The organism is Bartonella gliris, assembly GCF_045277155.1.
In the GTDB taxonomy this organism is placed as follows: Bacteria; Pseudomonadota; Alphaproteobacteria; order Rhizobiales; family Rhizobiaceae; genus Bartonella; species Bartonella gliris.
The window spans coordinates 923,549-940,385 of record NZ_CP123962.1 but is presented as its reverse complement, the minus strand read 5'-3'; the positions used below and the strand labels follow the sequence as shown (position 1 = coordinate 940,385).

The 16,837-nt window shown below is 35.5% G+C and carries 12 protein-coding genes and 3 pseudogenes; 7 read left to right on the top strand and 8 right to left on the bottom strand.

Annotated features, from left to right (window positions below; translation table 11 throughout):
* Nucleotides 1-257: 257 nt before the first annotated feature.
* The 3 genes and pseudogenes from QHG54_RS04260 to QHG54_RS04250 all read left to right on the top strand — a co-directional run bounded on the left by QHG54_RS04260 (nucleotide 258) and on the right by QHG54_RS04250 (nucleotide 5,656).
* Nucleotides 258-1,346 carry a 2'-deoxycytidine 5'-triphosphate deaminase gene (locus tag QHG54_RS04260; RefSeq protein ID WP_317992827.1) on the top strand — a complete coding sequence of 363 codons (1,089 nt, stop codon included), beginning with the start codon at nucleotides 258-260 and terminating at the stop codon, nucleotides 1,344-1,346.
* 1,011 nt (nucleotides 1,347-2,357) lie between these two features.
* A complete protein-coding gene (gene lldD, locus QHG54_RS04255) occupies nucleotides 2,358-3,509 on the top strand; it encodes an FMN-dependent L-lactate dehydrogenase LldD (protein WP_317992828.1) in 1,152 nt (383 codons plus the stop codon).
* Between the two features lie 1,119 nt (nucleotides 3,510-4,628).
* A pseudogene (locus QHG54_RS04250) lies at nucleotides 4,629-5,656 on the top strand (integrase arm-type DNA-binding domain-containing protein).
* A gap of 1,008 nt (nucleotides 5,657-6,664) precedes the next feature.
* On the opposite strand, the gene QHG54_RS04245 reads toward QHG54_RS04250, so the two are convergent.
* The 3 genes from QHG54_RS04245 to QHG54_RS04235 all read right to left on the bottom strand — a co-directional run bounded on the left by QHG54_RS04245 (nucleotide 6,665) and on the right by QHG54_RS04235 (nucleotide 9,924).
* On the bottom strand, nucleotides 6,665-6,892 hold the full coding sequence (locus QHG54_RS04245) for a hypothetical protein (RefSeq protein ID WP_317992829.1): 228 nt from the start codon (nucleotides 6,890-6,892) through the stop codon (nucleotides 6,665-6,667).
* The gene (locus QHG54_RS04240) at nucleotides 6,889-7,551 is read right to left on the bottom strand and encodes a lysozyme (protein ID WP_406604534.1); all 663 of its coding nucleotides are present in this window, start codon (nucleotides 7,549-7,551) and stop codon (nucleotides 6,889-6,891) included. Before QHG54_RS04240 ends, QHG54_RS04245 begins: the two co-directional genes overlap by 4 nt.
* A gap of 2,196 nt (nucleotides 7,552-9,747) precedes the next feature.
* Nucleotides 9,748-9,924 (bottom strand): hypothetical protein, encoded by a 177-nt coding sequence (locus QHG54_RS04235; RefSeq protein WP_406604507.1) that lies wholly within the window; start codon nucleotides 9,922-9,924, stop codon nucleotides 9,748-9,750.
* Between the two features lie 701 nt (nucleotides 9,925-10,625).
* On the opposite strand from QHG54_RS04235, the pseudogene QHG54_RS04230 reads away from it, so the two are divergent.
* Nucleotides 10,626-10,810 (top strand): annotated as a pseudogene (locus QHG54_RS04230) (helix-turn-helix transcriptional regulator).
* Between the two features lie 286 nt (nucleotides 10,811-11,096).
* Nucleotides 11,097-12,253: pseudogene (locus tag QHG54_RS04225) on the top strand (tyrosine-type recombinase/integrase).
* 62 nt (nucleotides 12,254-12,315) lie between these two features.
* On the opposite strand, the gene QHG54_RS04220 reads toward QHG54_RS04225, so the two are convergent.
* The 5 genes from QHG54_RS04220 to QHG54_RS04200 all read right to left on the bottom strand — a co-directional run bounded on the left by QHG54_RS04220 (nucleotide 12,316) and on the right by QHG54_RS04200 (nucleotide 15,880).
* Nucleotides 12,316-14,382 carry a hypothetical protein gene (locus QHG54_RS04220; RefSeq protein ID WP_406604506.1) on the bottom strand — a complete coding sequence of 689 codons (2,067 nt, stop codon included), beginning with the start codon at nucleotides 14,380-14,382 and terminating at the stop codon, nucleotides 12,316-12,318.
* A gap of 267 nt (nucleotides 14,383-14,649) precedes the next feature.
* A complete protein-coding gene (locus QHG54_RS04215) occupies nucleotides 14,650-14,862 on the bottom strand; it encodes a hypothetical protein (RefSeq protein ID WP_406604505.1) in 213 nt (70 codons plus the stop codon).
* Entirely contained in the window at nucleotides 14,855-15,040 is a 186-nt protein-coding gene (locus QHG54_RS04210) for a hypothetical protein (RefSeq protein WP_406604504.1), read from the bottom strand. The genes QHG54_RS04215 and QHG54_RS04210 overlap by 8 nt, the downstream gene beginning before the upstream one ends.
* The gene (locus QHG54_RS04205) at nucleotides 14,994-15,221 is read right to left on the bottom strand and encodes a hypothetical protein (protein WP_406604503.1); all 228 of its coding nucleotides are present in this window, start codon (nucleotides 15,219-15,221) and stop codon (nucleotides 14,994-14,996) included. The genes QHG54_RS04210 and QHG54_RS04205 overlap by 47 nt, the downstream gene beginning before the upstream one ends.
* Nucleotides 15,218-15,880: a lysozyme gene (locus QHG54_RS04200; RefSeq protein WP_406604502.1), complete on the bottom strand. Its 663-nt coding sequence runs from the start codon at nucleotides 15,878-15,880 to the stop codon at nucleotides 15,218-15,220. Before QHG54_RS04200 ends, QHG54_RS04205 begins: the two co-directional genes overlap by 4 nt.
* A 143-nt stretch (nucleotides 15,881-16,023) precedes the next feature.
* Here QHG54_RS04200 and QHG54_RS04195 point away from each other — a divergent pair, with 143 nt between their 5' ends.
* Nucleotides 16,024-16,248, top strand: coding sequence for an antitoxin MazE family protein (locus tag QHG54_RS04195; protein WP_249677663.1), 225 nt, complete (start codon nucleotides 16,024-16,026; stop codon nucleotides 16,246-16,248).
* Nucleotides 16,248-16,571, top strand: coding sequence for a type II toxin-antitoxin system PemK/MazF family toxin (locus tag QHG54_RS04190; RefSeq protein ID WP_406604533.1), 324 nt, complete (start codon nucleotides 16,248-16,250; stop codon nucleotides 16,569-16,571). The genes QHG54_RS04195 and QHG54_RS04190 overlap by 1 nt, the downstream gene beginning before the upstream one ends.
* The last annotated feature ends 266 nt before the right edge of the window (nucleotides 16,572-16,837 follow it).

Sequence of the window (16,837 nt, the reverse complement as noted above, 5' to 3'; positions counted from 1 at the left end):
AGATTCCTGAAGATTCTAAAGAAGCTTAAATCATGATAACATCATTTGCTCAACATTCAAGGATGAGAGAGTGTAAAGGTGTTATCCTCAAAAGTTGTATTGGCTTTCAAAGAATGTTTTACCAAGTGCTGCTTCATTGTTTGTGGTATCTACTTATTGATTGTGGTAGCAAAATGATTTTTATCATCCTAAAACATTTGCATCAACCAATCATCTGGCTCACAAAAGAACTAAAGTGAAGAGGAAGGCAAGATCATATGGTACGTATGAGTGGTATTTTGGCAGATAGTGATATACAGGCTTTAATTGACAATGGTGTTCTCAAGGCTCTTTGGCCATTTGATGCAGCCCAAATACAACCTGCAAGTCTTGATTTGCGTTTGGGAGAAAAAGCCTATCGTATACGTGCTTCTTTTATGCCGGGATCTGATGCAAAAGTCTTAGATAAGCTCGAACGGTTAAAGCTGCACGAATTTGATTTGCGGGAGGGGGCGGTTTTGGAAACGGGTTGTGTTTATATTGTGCCTCTTTTGGAAAGTTTGGCTTTACCAGAAATTTTATCTGCTGTTGCGAATCCAAAAAGTTCTACGGGACGGTTAGATATTTTCACGCGTGTGATTACGGATAATGCACAGGAGTTTGATAAAATTTGTGCAGGTTATCATGGTCCACTTTATCTTGAAATTAGTCCACGTACATTTCCAATTTTAGTACGCACCGGTTCGCATTTATCTCAGCTTCGGTTTCGCAAGGGGAAAAGTTATTTAAATGAAATTGAACTACATGCGTTACAGAGGGAAGAAACACTTATATCGGATGATCTTCCTAATATTAGCGATGGCGGTATTGGACTTTCAATTAATTTGAAAGGGAACGAAAACGGGCTTATGGGGTATCGTAGTAAACGTCATACAAGTGTTATTGATATTGATAAACGCGCTGTTGCTGATATTTTAGATTTTTGGGAGCCTCTTTTTGATCGTGGTCAAAGGGAATTGGTTCTTGATCCTGATGAGTTTTATATTTTAGTTTCGCGAGAAGCTGTCCATGTTCCTCCGCTTTATGCTGCTGAAATGACCCCCTTTGATCCCTTAGTTGGTGAGTTTAGGGTGCATTATGCAGGTTTTTTTGATCCAGGATTTGGTCATATGGAAGCGGGGGGAAAAGGGGCAAGGGCGGTTTTGGAAGTTCGCAGCCATGAAGTTCCCTTTATTTTGGAGCATGGTCAAATTATTGGTCGTTTAGTGTATGAGCACATGCTTAATCGGCCGTTAGCACTTTATGGGCACGATGTTGGCTCGCATTATCAAGCGCAGGGATTAAAGTTATCTAAGCATTTTAAATGATTTTTAAAACGCGAACTTTTATAAAGTATGCACAAAAAGTGCCTTCATTGAAGGGAAAGCTTTGATTTTTTACGGATGTGATATAGTCATAATTTATTGTTTTTCAGAAAGAATATGCAAGATTAATCGTCACCACTTACTTTCTTTTTAGGATTTAAATGACAATATCGTGTGTTTTGTTCTGTATAAAATGTCCATTAAAGGGCAAACAAACAAGTTTTTAGCTATAGTGCAAAACGAGTTTTTTAAAAAAATCAAAAAATTTTCCAATTCAGTATTGTCCGTAAATTTTTTTAATATGTCTAATTCCTGATCCAAAAGATATTTTAATAATTTTATTAAGCCACTCTCTTTGCGTATAATAAATTTATAGTATGATTAGAAAATTGCCAAATAATAAGATGAAGTGTTTCTGTTAATAGATGCTAATATTTAATATTCTTTAAAATGTCCTATGTAAATCGCAAGCGCGTGTTTTGATAAAATTCAATAAACAGGGAAACTGCTATGTTTTAGATAATTGATATAAGAAAATTACTTGGATGTATTCAACGGTTTGATCTTTCTTTAGTTCTAGTAATAACCTTTTTCATCTTTGTAGGAGGGGATTATGGTATATACTCAATGATTGGCTCTACACTCTTATGAGCTATGATGTAAGGTATCTTTGTAGGAGGGAGGGCTTTAAAATTAAAATAAGTGAGAAAAGCAATATTTTTCAAAGGAGTATTGGTTAAGAGGGGTGTAACATCTCAATTTTTGAGAGACATATTAACACAATATATGAATGTATAGGTTATTAATTGAGGATAGACACTTAATTAGGTTTCAAATCTGAAAAAGAGAAATAAAGATGTTGTTTTTATCAATTAGTTTTTTTTAAAGTTGCAATCTCTGTTGTCTACATCTACTGACTGGAATGGTTCTGTTGGGACGTCTAAAAGGAGGCGCCCGATCTAAGATTTTTGGTTTTTAAAGTGCTTTAGTTTTTTGTCTATGGAGCAATGGCTTATGATTATCTCCTCAACATTTGATTACCGCAAAGCAGCAAAACGTCGGCTTCCACCTTTTCTTTTTCATTATATTGATGGCGGTGCTTATGCTGAGGAAACGTTGCGGCGTAATTATACGGATCTTCAAGCGCTTGCACTGCGTCAAAGGATTCTGAGACAAGTTGGTGAAGTTGATCTTGCAGTAAAGCTTTTTGATCAAACACTTGATTTGCCGATTGTTCTTGCCCCTGTTGGGTTAACAGGCATGTATGCGCGTCGTGGTGAGGTAAAAGCCGCGCGTGCGGCAGTTTCGAAAGGCATTCCTTTTACGCTATCCTCGGTTTCAGTTTGCCCCATTGCAGAAGTGCAAGCAGCGGTTGGAAACGCATTTTGGTTTCAACTTTATGTTCTTAAAGATCGCGGATTCATGCGTAATGCATTAGAGCGGTCTTGGTCGGCTGGTGTGCGCACATTGGTTTTTACAGTTGATATGCCCGTCCCTGGTGCACGTTATCGTGATGCACATTCTGGGATGTCTGGGCCTTATGCTGGATTGCGTCGGATTTTACAAGCTTTTACCCATCCGCATTGGGCTTGGAATGTTGGTGTTATGGGGCGTCCGCATGATCTTGGAAATGTTTCTGCTTATCTTCAAAAGAAGATTAAATTAGAAGATTATATTGGTTGGCTTGGTGCAAATTTTGATCCCTCAATTGGTTGGTCTGATTTGCAATGGATTCGAGATTTTTGGAAGGGAAAAATGATTTTGAAAGGTATTCTTGATCCACAAGATGCACGAGAAGCAGTAAGATTTGGTGCTGATGGTATTGTTGTTTCCAATCATGGTGGACGTCAACTTGATGGTGTATTGTCAACGGCACGGGCACTGCCGACCATTGCGGAGGCTGTAAAGGGTGATTTGACCATTTTAGTTGATTCTGGTGTTCGTTCTGGGCTTGATGTTGTGCGCATGATAGCACAAGGTGCGGATGCCGTTATGATTGGTCGTGCTTTTGTTTATGCACTTGCAGCCGCCGGTGAGAAAGGTGTTGCTCATCTGCTTGATCTTTTTGCTAATGAAATGCGGGTGGCTATGACATTGATTGGAGTGCACGCAATTAAAGAAATCACACACGAGAGTTTAGCAAGTACAGACGCTCTTGATTGGTGAAAGAAGAGCTCTATACTTACTTTTTTGGGAAAAGAAAATCTTTTTTATAGAGAAACACATTTGTAGATTTTGCAGATATATTAATAGTTGTTGGAAAGTAAAAAAATCAACAAATCTTTAGTAAGATCTAAAAAAGTCCCTATCAATATAACAATAATAGGGACAAGAATTTAAATAATAATAACCGCAGAAAAGAAGACAAATACTACGGTATATATCTTTTATTTATTTACTTTAGTTATAAGGCTTATAACTAAGGGTAAAAAGGAATGATTGCTGCCAGTACAGGGACAGCAACTGTCGATATAGAAAAAATTAATATAAGTAACGATGTAAACATTTTTTTACTTTCTATTTATAAAAAAACACAATATGTTTATTTAATTATTTTTTTTGTATTTGTCAATGCATTAATTTAACATTAAATATGCAACAATATGTATTACTAATTTTATAATTATACTTAAATTTAATAATTTCTATAATTAACATAGTGTTTATGTTGAGTTTATAGTATAATACTAAAAGATATTGTCTTTTATAGAATATGATTTTACGTAAGAATAGCCTTTAGGTTTGTAGCATAAAATATATAAATTTTTTTAGCTGAAGATTAGTGACCAATGTACTTTAGAGAGTAAGTTATTCGGTATTTCACTTTCAACGGGCAGTGAAGTACGGGTTGCTTATTTTTGTGGTCCTCTAAAAGTAACCAATCTATATAAATTGCATGCGTTTTTGGGGGATAAAGTGCTAAATTAACAAATTAGCTCAAGATCGCATTGTACAGTATTTTTTCCTAAAAATCACAATTCTTAAACCGTGGTAAAAATTTGACTAGGATAGGAAAATACAAAAAAACTATTTTATTCTAAATGCTACAAAGACTTAACATGATAGAACACAAGTAAGAGTAGGAGGAAAAAATAGTTTGGCTATATCTCTAAACTTATCATCAAGGAAAAATTTATGATGACAGCCAGATCTGAAGAGATTATTTTAATCATGCAACAAAAGGTAGACGAGAAGGTAAATTAAGAAAGGGTGATTCATAGGTTATCAGCACCATTCGTAAAGTCGTCTCCACAAGGCAAATATTGTGGTGGGGCAGGGCTATAGTTGAATGTTTGACAAGACTATACCTGCTCTTGGTTTTTGGTTATACGCATCACAATAAGCACCGTGAAATGGGGCTTGTTTCACTAGCAAAACTTTCTTTAAAAGAAGCGCGTGAGCTTGCTAGACATTATAGTGATATTCTTAAGAAAGGTAATGATCCTATTGTATCTAGAGATACAAATCATCTTAAAACAAGCAAAGTAATATCCTTCAAGAAATTTGCTCAGGCAGCTTTTGAGAGCAAAAAAGCGGAATTAAATGTGAAGGTAAAAATGATTGTTAGTTTTCTCCACGAGATTTGCACGTTATTTCACGCATAGGCAGCCTCTCTATAGAAAAATTAACAGCCAATATTATTCGCAATATTTTTGCTCCATTTTGGCATGAAAAAGCATATACAGCGCGAAAAGCACTTAACCATATCAATATTTCCTTGAAATATGCTGCGGTTCTTGGTTCAGATATTGATCTACAAGTTTGTATGAAAGCACGTCCCCTTTTAGAAAAGTCATGTGCTAAACTAGCAAATCTTCCTGCTATATCAGGGCAAGAGGTTCCGGCTTTTTATCAAAGCCGGAAGGATGATATCTTTTCTAAATTTAGTACTGAAATGACTGATTTTGACTAGAGCCCAGTCATATCCTCCAGTTGTATCCATTGAGATGTTTGTGTTTTGCGTAAATTGATAAAAATATATGGACGTATCAAAAGAAAATATGCAAGGTATTATTAGTGAAGTTTCATACTTTCCAGTGCTTTTGAATGGAATCTTAAAAGTGATTAAAAAATCTCTTCTCTTTGGAAGGATGGTTTTCTGTCTTCTGATTTTAAAAGCAAACCGATTTCTAGGATGCAACTATGGCAAAATATATGATGCTTTGTGATTTATCTTATTGCCTTCACTCAAGGTTACAGGATTGGATAGCAGAAGCAATGTTTGTGCTATTGGAGACTGCCGAAATTATTTTTGCTCTCTAATGAATAGTTCTATGACAAAAGCTATACGCGAACGGGCTTTTATAGAATAACGATGCACCCTCTTGGAGCGGGAGATTGCATTCATATTAGGAACAGCTTGAAAAAAGTTTTAATGGCATATTAGTTATTTCTATCATACAATCACATAAACTTTCTTGATAACTATGAGAGCAATAAGAAAATCGCTTTGAGCTATGAGTTCCACACATTTGGCTTGAGTGTGTGATAAGGAAAGTGTTTGGGCTTGAATAGATGAAAAAAAGCTCTATCGAAGATGTTTAGATCATCATCATTTGAAATCCTTTTTCCATTATCTATTTTTACCCTTTTACCATGCCATACATAGTTCATATCAACACTTAGAATAAAGCTATTTCCAAGAGTTAATATTAGAACCAGTAAAAGACCCACCAGCTATAAAGACTGAAGGCTTAGGTAACAATTTTTTCGACCCAAGCCCATTTCCCAGTGTTAGCATCTTTCAAGTAACTTAGAATATCTTTACTTGGAAAACCGTCAATCTGTTCACCAAGGTAAAAAGCTGTCCCCAAAAGTAGGGATAACAAGAACTGATAAAAGATTTGGTTTTGATCTATCGCAAATCAAATGCCAAAACGCTAGAGTTTGGATCGCTTTATACGGACTCTGCACTGCGTTTATGGCACCTCATTTATAGAAGGAGAGTTCTTGTGAAAATTTCCTCTTTATCATAACAGATTTCCAATTCTTTGAGAACCACTGCTTCAAGTGTGCATGGATATCATCTATCGTATCTATGAAATGCGCAAAAACAATAAGGATAAGATAAACACATTCCATTTCACATAACAAGACACTTTTCACATCTTGGTAGGTATTGATTATCTCGTGAAGAAACAGTTTTTCTGATTCTGTGGGTTCTGTGTTTCTATCATTTTGTTTTCTGTCCACGTTGCCATCCACAAAGAAGTTCACCTTGCTTGTTATGTTTTAGGATGTCTCTCGCTAAATTTGGGCTAATCACATTGAGATCTTGTCGGTTTAAATAAATTGGCATCCATCCAAGACAAGACGTTCGTTCATTCGTTGCGCAGCCAGTCAGAAAGCTCAGTACGCACGTTAGCATCACTTTTTTTGTTAATTTCATTTTCTACCTCAAGCCGTGTTTTTGCTGTTTGTAACGCTTTCTCTGTTTGTTTTTGCTGTTCAGCTTTCTTTCCAAGAAAAAAAGCTTTCACTAAAGCTACAAAAAAAGCTGTTAAGACTGTTGCTATTATCGTCAGATATTTTTTTATCCATAAGATCATAGGCGGTACTCCTGAAAGCGTTTAGCGATATATATCATAGCCGTACAAGCAGCCAAAACCATAATGCCTGCTAAAGCCCATTGAACAGGACCATTTCCCGCGAAAAGTCCTCCAAGCCCTGAGAAAGAACCTATGATTGGTGCAAGAGCTTCTAATTTGCAAATACCTGTTACACCTTGCGCTTCTACTCTTTGATAATTTGGAGACATATGAGCCCCTTGAGCCCATAGCCCCGCTTCAGCTGCCCGACGATTGATAAGACCTTGGAGACGTTTTCCTCCTACTCTTGTCCATTTTTGCAATTCAATAGGTACAGCTTCATAATTCCCTTTATTGAGCTTTTTTAAGAGTGTAGAGCGGTGAAAAGCTTCTGATCCAATATTATAGCAAAACGACACAAGTGCTGCGAATTGCTCATCGCTTAAAGGAACGGTCACAGCTTGTTTAACAACATTTTCAAATTGTCTCAAATCTTGACGAAGAATCTTTTCTGCTTCTTTTTCTGTAATTTGCATACCTTGATAGACATCTGGAGCACCGCTAGCGCTTGTATGTCCATAACCAATCGTCCACACACCGATTGCATCCTCGTAAGCACTTAAACGCAAACCTTCCAATTGTTTGATGAGTGCAAGTCCTTCTTTTGATATTTTCCGCATTATTTTTAATCCCATAAAAAAGCCCCACACAAAGCAGGACATGAAATAAAAATTCAAAACTTACCTTCCGCATTCTAAAAGAACGGGATAGTAAAGTGCTCTATTAAAGCTAAAAGATTCCCGCGATAGGGAGTATTAAAACCTATGTTGTTTTCTCATTGGAACAAAAGATATGTTAATCATTAGCTACTCTGTAACCATCAACCTCCGCTCAGGTTAAAAGGCAAAGACTTTCGATAGAATTCAATGCCGTAATCAAAAAATTCTCTAGATGGGTTTCTACTGCTTCTTGTGCGTTTCACCTCATAAAACTTTATGGAAAAATACTGTTTTGCGTATTTATCTGTTTAAAAGACAAAACATATTTACAACAACCACGTTGAACGCACCTCATATCACTATTCTAAAGGATAAGTTTCACGGCAAGAGTCAGATAAATTAGAATTTTAGAAGGTATACAAATAAGGAAATCATTGATTTTATAGCCAATCCCAAGTCTTTCCTTTGAGAACTTTTCCAAAAAACCTAAATAAACACAGGGCGCATGACAACATTTAGAGTTATTGTAAAGCCGTTATAAATACAAATTGGTATTAAATTATTGTTCTTCCATTTTCTTCCATCCTTTATAATCTATATTCTCTTTACAATACCACACTGCATTGGAACCATCATCCAGAAGAAAGTTCTTCCCCGAGGTCAATATTAAAATTTGCACAAAACCCATTCATAGACCCTGAAGGTTTATGAAACGAATTTTTATCAACTCACACCCATTTTCCAGTATTGGCACCTTTAGAGTGATTTAAAGCAGCTTTACTTGAAAAGCCATCAATTTGCCCATCAAAATAAAAATCTATCCAAGAAAAACAGGTATTACAATGTGTTATTAAATAATGGGTATTTATTCTTTAAGAATTATAACATCTGCTGCTTGTACTGCAGAAGTTGCTACCAAACCGAAAAAACATACCGCTTTATATTCATAAATTACGCAAAACTAACACTCAATACACATAACGTATTATACATATCTTGTTAAAAAAATCTACAGTTAATTTGAATATTATCCATTTTGTATTACAATTGTTTAAAAAACTAACTTTGTTATGATATTAAATAAATATTTAAACAAAATTCGCTATAAAAAAATATTTTTAAGTAAAAATAAGTATAATATATGTTTTATCATTCTATTGTAGCATTTTTAGTTTAAAAAATGACATTATTTGAAAAATTATAATATATAAAAGCCAACAATACTTTTAAAATAATGCATCAGTCAGTTTTGCAATGTGTGTAGCATAATTGCTTCACACGTGTGCCAATCTATGTTGACAAGATATCAATGCCGATAGCAGCTTTTCTGCTGCACGATCTATTTCCGTCTTCAATTTGGATTTCCTGTTATAGAGCAACTAAAAAAATGCTGTGAACATGTGTTGCCTTTATATTTATGCTGTTACTTTAATTTACTTGAGTGTATGGTAATGTTATCACCTGAATGAAAAGAAATGCCATCACTTGAATGGATAGCAACTTCAATACCTACTTAGAAAATAACGCTTCCCTGTGCGCTTAAATTGACTTCATCTTCTGGGGCAATCTTTATACCCTCTAGTGTTATAAGTCTTGACGCAGCAGCATTGCCTTTTATCGATAGGCTATCCAGAAATTATGATGATGAACTTCCTCCTGATTTGATCGTGAGTACATAGGTGTTTTATTCATCATCATATGCAACGGTTGTTCCATTAGGGTGGGTGATTTAATGAATTCTTCCTTTATCGACAGCTTGGTTGGCATCCGTATGAAGGAGCAAAAGATTACCTCTTGTGATAAATTTCCTGATGAAGAGACAACAAGAATCTACACTTCAATATTACATCCTTCATGGGAATGTATTTTGCCAGCGCGGGTTTGTATATCTAGAATCCAATCACTGATCAGATTGCCACTTTTTATCTGATAGTGTGCATTTTAGTGATCTGTATGGCTTTTTTTGTCCGCTACAAGCATATTCGCTACACGAGGTTTCAGATCGTTGATTTCTTTGTCGTGTTGTTAAAAAGTATAGGGTTTCAATTTTTGTGTATTTATCTTCATTGTTTATCTCTGTGTTTGGTTCAAAGCCTATGAAAGGCTTAGAACTCTTGTTGTTACATTTCTTTCATTTATGGTAGGGATATTTGTCAGCTAAGTGATTTTAATGGTTAAAGTTGTACTACGAAGTGCTCGTAAGCCATTATCACCAAATGTTATAGTAATATTTTGTAAGCAAAAGGTTTTAATCGTGTTTTTGAGATTGGCATGAAAAATTTCTTCAACTTTCCATGCTAATGAAACAACACAGTATGCACCATCTTCTTTCATACATAATATTGCATATTAATATATTGCATATTAATCGTTAAAATACGCTGTCTTAAGCCATAATCATGCCCATCTTTGATCGTTTATTTTGCGTTGAAATATTAGTCGTGGGCGTGTTTTCAGGGGAAAAGTTGAAATCTCACATATTGAAAACATTCTCGCCAGCAGCTTTTTTTGCTGCTTTGATCAGGCAACAAAGCTTTTTTTGATTTTTGGGGTGCATCTGCTTTTTTTACGTAAAATAAGTTTATGTACATTGGATTCTGAAGCTTGTATATCCGCTGCAAAAAAACGCTTTTGAGAAGAGGTGTTTTTATTGTTTCCAGTATTTTTAGGAGTCATAACAACAATACCATCCTTAGGTTTTTGTGCAATCTATTAATTTCATTAATACAAACATCAAGTTTTTTCTTAAAATTTTAGAATTATTGTGACTATCCTATCATCAGCTTCCGATTCTAAATGCTGATTCTGTAAGTCACTATGCTATAAAAAGATTCTTGATTATTTTTACGAGTGTAGATGATGGGCTGCTCAAAGGTATTACACACATCTTAACCATTTGGTTGCACAAGTCCGTGGCGTAGTATCTTTATTTCGCTCATAGCTACTGCTTTGAAGAGCATTTCAGGATGTGTGCAAATATAAAGTGGGCAGATGTACACTGGATCTTGCCTCTTCCACTACGTTGGTAATCTGGTATAAGATATATAACAAAACATGAGTGTACACAGCTTTTTAGCGTATCAAAAACAACTATTCGCAATTGGGTGCTTCAAGGAATATTGCTTGAACCCTATAAGCTAGGTAGAGCAGTGAGGTGGAGACAAAAGGGATCTTGGTATTTATACCAAAGAAAAATAAGGAACAAATGAAAACAATTTAGGTGAAATTGTATAAAGCATAAAGGATGATCTGAAAACAGCTATTTACAAAAACCCATATATATTAATAAAAAGAAATGATGCCGCATGCCGACAGAGCAAGCTTTATTAGCGAGAATCAAATTATATAAAGAAGCGCAAGGATGTATTGATGTCTATAGCTTTTTATGATTCAATAAAAAAATTAAGAATTAAAGAAAAAGTCTCAAATCAGAAATTAAAGGTGGTCTAAAAGGTGGATGGGCAATGTGTGAAAAGGTAGACGAGAAGGTAAATTAAGAGAGGGCGATTCATCGGTTATCAGCATTACTTGTAAAGTCCTCTCCACAAGGAAAATATTGTGACGGGGCAGGGTTGTGGTTGAATGTCCGAAAAGACAATACACGCTCTTGGTTTTTTCGCTATACGTACCATAATAAGCGCCGTGAAATGGGAACTTGGTCCTGTTACGAAACTCTCTTTAAAAGAAGCGCGTGAGCTTACAAGATATTATAGTGATATTCTTAAAGAAGGCAATGATCCTATTGTCTTTCGAGAACAGACTATTTTAAAACAGCAAAGCAATATTTTTCAAGAAATTGCAAAAGCGGCTTTTGAAAGTAAAAAAGCTGAGTTAAAAAATGAAGGAAAAAATGGGCGTTGGTTTTCTCCGCTGGAGTTACATGTTATCCCACACATAGGGAATTTGCCTATAGAACAATTAACAGCAAATATCATTCGCAATGTTCTCTCACCCCTTTGGCATGAAAAAGCAGATACGGCAAGAAAAGCACTTAATCGTATTAACATTTGCTTGAAATATGCAGCGGCTCTTGGTTTGGACGTTGATCTACAAGCTTGTATGAAGGCACGCGCTCTTTTAGGAAAGCCCCGTGCTACACCAACAAATATTCCTGCTATGCCATGGCAAGAAGTACCGGTTTTTTATCAAAACTTAAAGGATGATATCCTCTCAAATTTAGCATTGAAGTTACTCATTTTGACGGGAGCACGGTCATATCTATTGCGATATTTGCGTCTTAAACAAATAGACAAAAATATATGGACGATACCAAAAGAAAATATGAAAGGGATTGTAGGGAAAGTTTCAGACTTTCGCGTGCCACTAAGTGATGAAGCTTTGAGAGTCATTGAAAAAACTCTCCCCTTTGACCTTTGAAAAAAATGGTTTTCTTTTTTCTGGTCTTAAAGGCAAGCCAATTTCTGATGCCACTATGGCAAAGTATATGACAGTTTGTGGTTTGACTTATCGTCCCCATGGTTTTCGTTCAAGCTTACGGGACTGGATAGCAGAGACAACGTCAACACCATTTGAGATTGCCGAAACTATTCTTGCCCATTCAGTTGGGAGTTCAGTGACAAAGGCTTACATGCGAACGGATTTTTTAGAGCAACGGCGTGTTCTTTTAGAGCTGTGGGCTAGCTTTATATCGGGAGTGGTTTGACAAAATATTCAAAATCATTAAATCAGAAATATAATCGCTATTGCTTTATCGTAATGGCAATCCTAAAGCTTCAAAGAATCGCGTTGATGTCTTTTTTCAGTATCAGCTATGAGTTTATCAAATGAAATCACTTCTATATAGGACTCGTATCTTTTGTGATAACCAAAATATCCCATATGATCACCCGCTTCTGTTAAATCCCAACGTTTGCAACACTCTTGTATTTTTTCAGTTAGATCACAGATGACATAACAGTAACCGGGAACAACTTTTCCATCCAAATTTATTGGACGCCCCTTTGGGGTACGTACTTCACCTTCACGAATTTTTTCTAAATAAGTAAAGACCTGCTCAATAGGATCTTTGTCGGTACCAGCTTCTGCATCATTTCTCATTGGACGCTTTATTTCCACTATAGTAAGAGATGCCAAAGTAGGAGATGTTGAATTCTCTTTATTGTCTGATACTAATAGAGGAGTACAATAGGTAGAATTGTCATATACTTCTAAACTACATATATCAGGTCTTTCCTTATTCGTAGACCCTGTAAAAGGGACTCTATTTAATGGAAGATCAGAAGCTAAATAATCATGAAATGCTAATTTTTCATCAATCAACCATAAATTACAATTATTCATAGCAACAGAGTCAGAATCGCACTTCATGGGCACTATGAGTTGATGAATAACATTTTCTTTAACATATCTTTCTTTACCATCATCTGTAGAAAGAGAATTTAAAGATTCTTTCAAAAGCTCTATAATAGTCTTTCTATGGCATAAGTAATTAGCCAAATCGGACTTTTTAAGATCACCGACAGCGTTTACATATTTATTAATTCTTGCAGCGTACCGCTCTGGATTTTCTCCTTGTTGAACTGCTAAAACATTATAACCTTCTTCTAAAATTTCATTTTCTACTCTAGCAAGACATTCATGCAAATGTAGTTCCAATTTTTTATCATTTATTTTAGGTGAAATCATATAGTCATTGTCTGTTAAATAGTTTAGGAGTGGACGATAGCGTGGTACTTTATGTGTGAACTTTTCAACTATCTCCTTACTGTTTTGAATGTTTTGCTTCAATTCTACAGCTAAATATTTTTGAATGCTTTCATAAATGGCTTGTCGTATTATCGGAAATGATATTTTTTTTCTTTTAAATAAATCTTCTTGTTTATCTTCAACATTTTCTTCAATATCAAAGCCTATTCTTTCAGAACGTACTCTTTCATCTAAAAAAAGAGAGCTTACATAACAAGAGTAGATAAATTCACCTATATCATCTTGCAGTTTTGATTGCATACCCGGAATTTTCTCAGATAACTTTTCTTTTGTAATAGCTCTATTGCCTGCACAAAAACATAAAGCCTGATTTTCTAAAGGTAAGGATCTAAATTTAATATGCATAATAGAAAAATTATAATTTTCTATTTTTATTTTTTCATTTAAAACGGCTCCATGCATGCATTGTTCATATAGATCATTTAATAATATCTTTTCTGTGTCATCTTCAATAGTTATGAAAGGGCAACCACCAGTTCTTGCAAAATACCAGAGACAATGTTCTAAGAGTGCTTTTGCGATAGATTGTAGTTTTTTAGGAATATGATTTTTATATTTTTGGTTTAGACCTGTTAACTCAACAATAGTTTCTCTCTTCGTACAATTATCTTGAAATTCATCTAATTCTTTTATACCTGCAGCAGCATCAAATAAAAATGTGCGCCCTTTTAATCCTCTATCTGTTTCATAAATACTCCTGATTTTTATATTATCAAAAGCTTTAAGCCATAGAAGCCGTCCTACACCACGGCAGCCTTTTTCTCTTTTATTATCTGAATCTAAAGTTTCAAATGATTGCAAATTATGATCATTAAAGCCTGTACCATTGTCGATCACTTTAAAACCTACAATTTTTGTCTCGTTTAGTTTTTCTGTGTCTTTTTCAATTGGTAGTAAAGCTTGGTCCGATCTTATGATTGAAATTATAATGTGACTTGAGGAAAAATCGTTTCCTGTTTCTTCAATAGAATGAATGGAGTTCACAACTGCTTCAAAAAGAGGCAGTAGAGCATGATTGTCTGGTAAAGATGTATTTCTTACGCGACCACGTAAATTTGTTTTCATTATCCCCCCTGATCCATACAAGATAAGCAATCGTGTTGTTTTATAAAAATCTGACTTTCTTCTCGTCTTTAAAGAACCAAAATTCCGAAGCTGGTCATACCTAATATACGCTATTAGAATCTTTAAATTCATGAAACAAGCTAATTCAAAGGTTAATTTTTTGAAAACCACTATTTTAAATGTGCAAAGACATTATTGATCGCTTCCACAAGACGTGCAAAACTGATAATCTATTTTCTAAAGAATTTCGCGCGTCTCAGAGTATGTTTAGAGTCGGATATTTGGTTTTTGTGTAAAAATACTTATAAACGCATCCATAATACGTGAAAAATCAAGCGCTAATAAGAGTATAATGAGTACAATCCATTTTGTATAACGCGACATCACTTTTACACTTTTGTAGGTCATGATGATTTCTTGAAGGATTTCTTTTTCTGCTTCCGTAAGTTCTGTATCGTCTTGTATTTTTTTTCTAGCCATGTTTCCATCCACACACGCGTTCCCCTAGATTATTGTGCTTTAAGATCTCTCTTGCTAAGTTTGAACTGATGGTGTTCAGATCTTGCTTATCTACATAAATTGGCAACCAGCCAACACAAGAAGAAGCATATTTATTTGTCGCGCAACCAGTCAGAGAGAGCAGCACGCACATCAGCATCACTTTTTTGATTAACTTCACTTTCCACCTCCAGACATGTTGTGGCTGCTTTTAAAGCTTTTTCTGTTTGCTTTTGTCGCTCTGCTTTTTTCCCAAGAGTAAAAGCTCTTGCTAAAATTATAAAAAAAGCGGCTAAAGCCGCGCCTGTTATCATCAGATTTCTTTTCATCCATAAGATCATAGGCGGTGCTCCTGAAAGCGTTTAGCAACAAAGAAAATACCAGCACATGCGGCTAAAACCATAATGGTGGCCAATGCCCATTGGATTGGTCCATTGCCTGCTAACAAACCACCAAGACCTGAGAAAGAGCCAATAATCGGTGCAAGGGCTTCTGCTTTGAAAAAACCCGTTGGTACTTGCGTTTCAACTGTTTGATAATTGGAGGAAACATAAGCCCCTTTTGCCCATAAGCCTGTTTCTGCCGCACGCCGGTGAGCTAGACCTTGCAAACGCTTCCCGCCTGCTTTGGTCCATTTCTGTAGCTCTGCAGGGACAGCTTCATATTCACCGTGATTGAGCTTTTTTAACAGTGTCGAATTACAAAAGGCTCCTGTTCCTACATTATAGCAAAACGACACTAACGCCGCGAATTGTTCATCCGTTAATGAAACCGTAACAGCGTGTTCAACAGCATTTTCAAATTGTCTTAAGTCTTGGCAAAGAAGTTCTTCTGCTTGCTTTTCAGTGACTGTCATGCCTTTGTGAACAAAAGGTTTTCCAGCACTGTTTGTATGTCCATAACCTATTGTCCACACACCAATGGCATCTTTATAGGCGTTCAAACGCAAATCTTCCCATTGTTTGATAAGTGCAAGTCCTTCTGATGATATTTTTCGCATATGCTTCTCCATAAAAAAAGCCCCACACAAGGCAGGGATGAGTGAATATTAAAAATTGTATTTATTGCGTTTTATTAAGAATCTCGTTTCATGTAACTTTTTTCTGTGTTATACGTTACATGAAACATAATGGAGATTTTATTATGGGTACAATGCACGTTAATGAACGGGTTCAAAAACATCGCAATGCGCAAAGAAAAGCAGGTTTGCGCTTAATGCAGATTTGGGTTCCAGATACACGCCAGCCAAATTTTGCAGAAGAGTGTCGTCGCCAATGTCGCTTAGTAGCAAAAATGGATAAAGCTGATACATCTATACAATTGTTTATGGATCAATCTTTAATGGATGTTGATGGCTGGACAGAATGATGCGTGGTTCTCTGGTAACAATAGCTATGCAAGGCGATTTTGGTAAACCAAGACCTGCGTTAATAATTCAAGCTAATCAATTCAGTGAACATACAAGCATAACAGTTTTACCAATTACAAGTACACTTGTTGCGGCACCATTACTCCGCATTACTATCCAACCAGATACCAAAAATGGTTTACAAAAGCCTTCGCAAGTAATGATTGATAAGATTATGACGGTAAGGTGTGAAGAAGTTAGTCCAGCTTTTGGCTCTATTCAGGCAGATACAATGGTAGAAATTGAACGCTGTTTGGCTGTATTTTTAGGAATAGTAAAATGAAAATTAATGTCTTTCCTTTTCGGATAAGAATATGCTTTTAATAATATCTCTTCAATTAGTAAAGGAAATGAGACATGGGAATTACTAAATTTGATGTAAGTGAATATTTCAAGATGCCTGAAGCTCAGCGAATTTTTTTGTCGTTCAAGCGACAAGGATGATCTATGGCTTTTTACTTTTCGCAGTGTTTTGAGTGCGTTAGATTTGCAAATTAGCTTAACGCTCATCCAAAATAATTGTAAGGAATAGGCAGTTTTAGAAGAAGT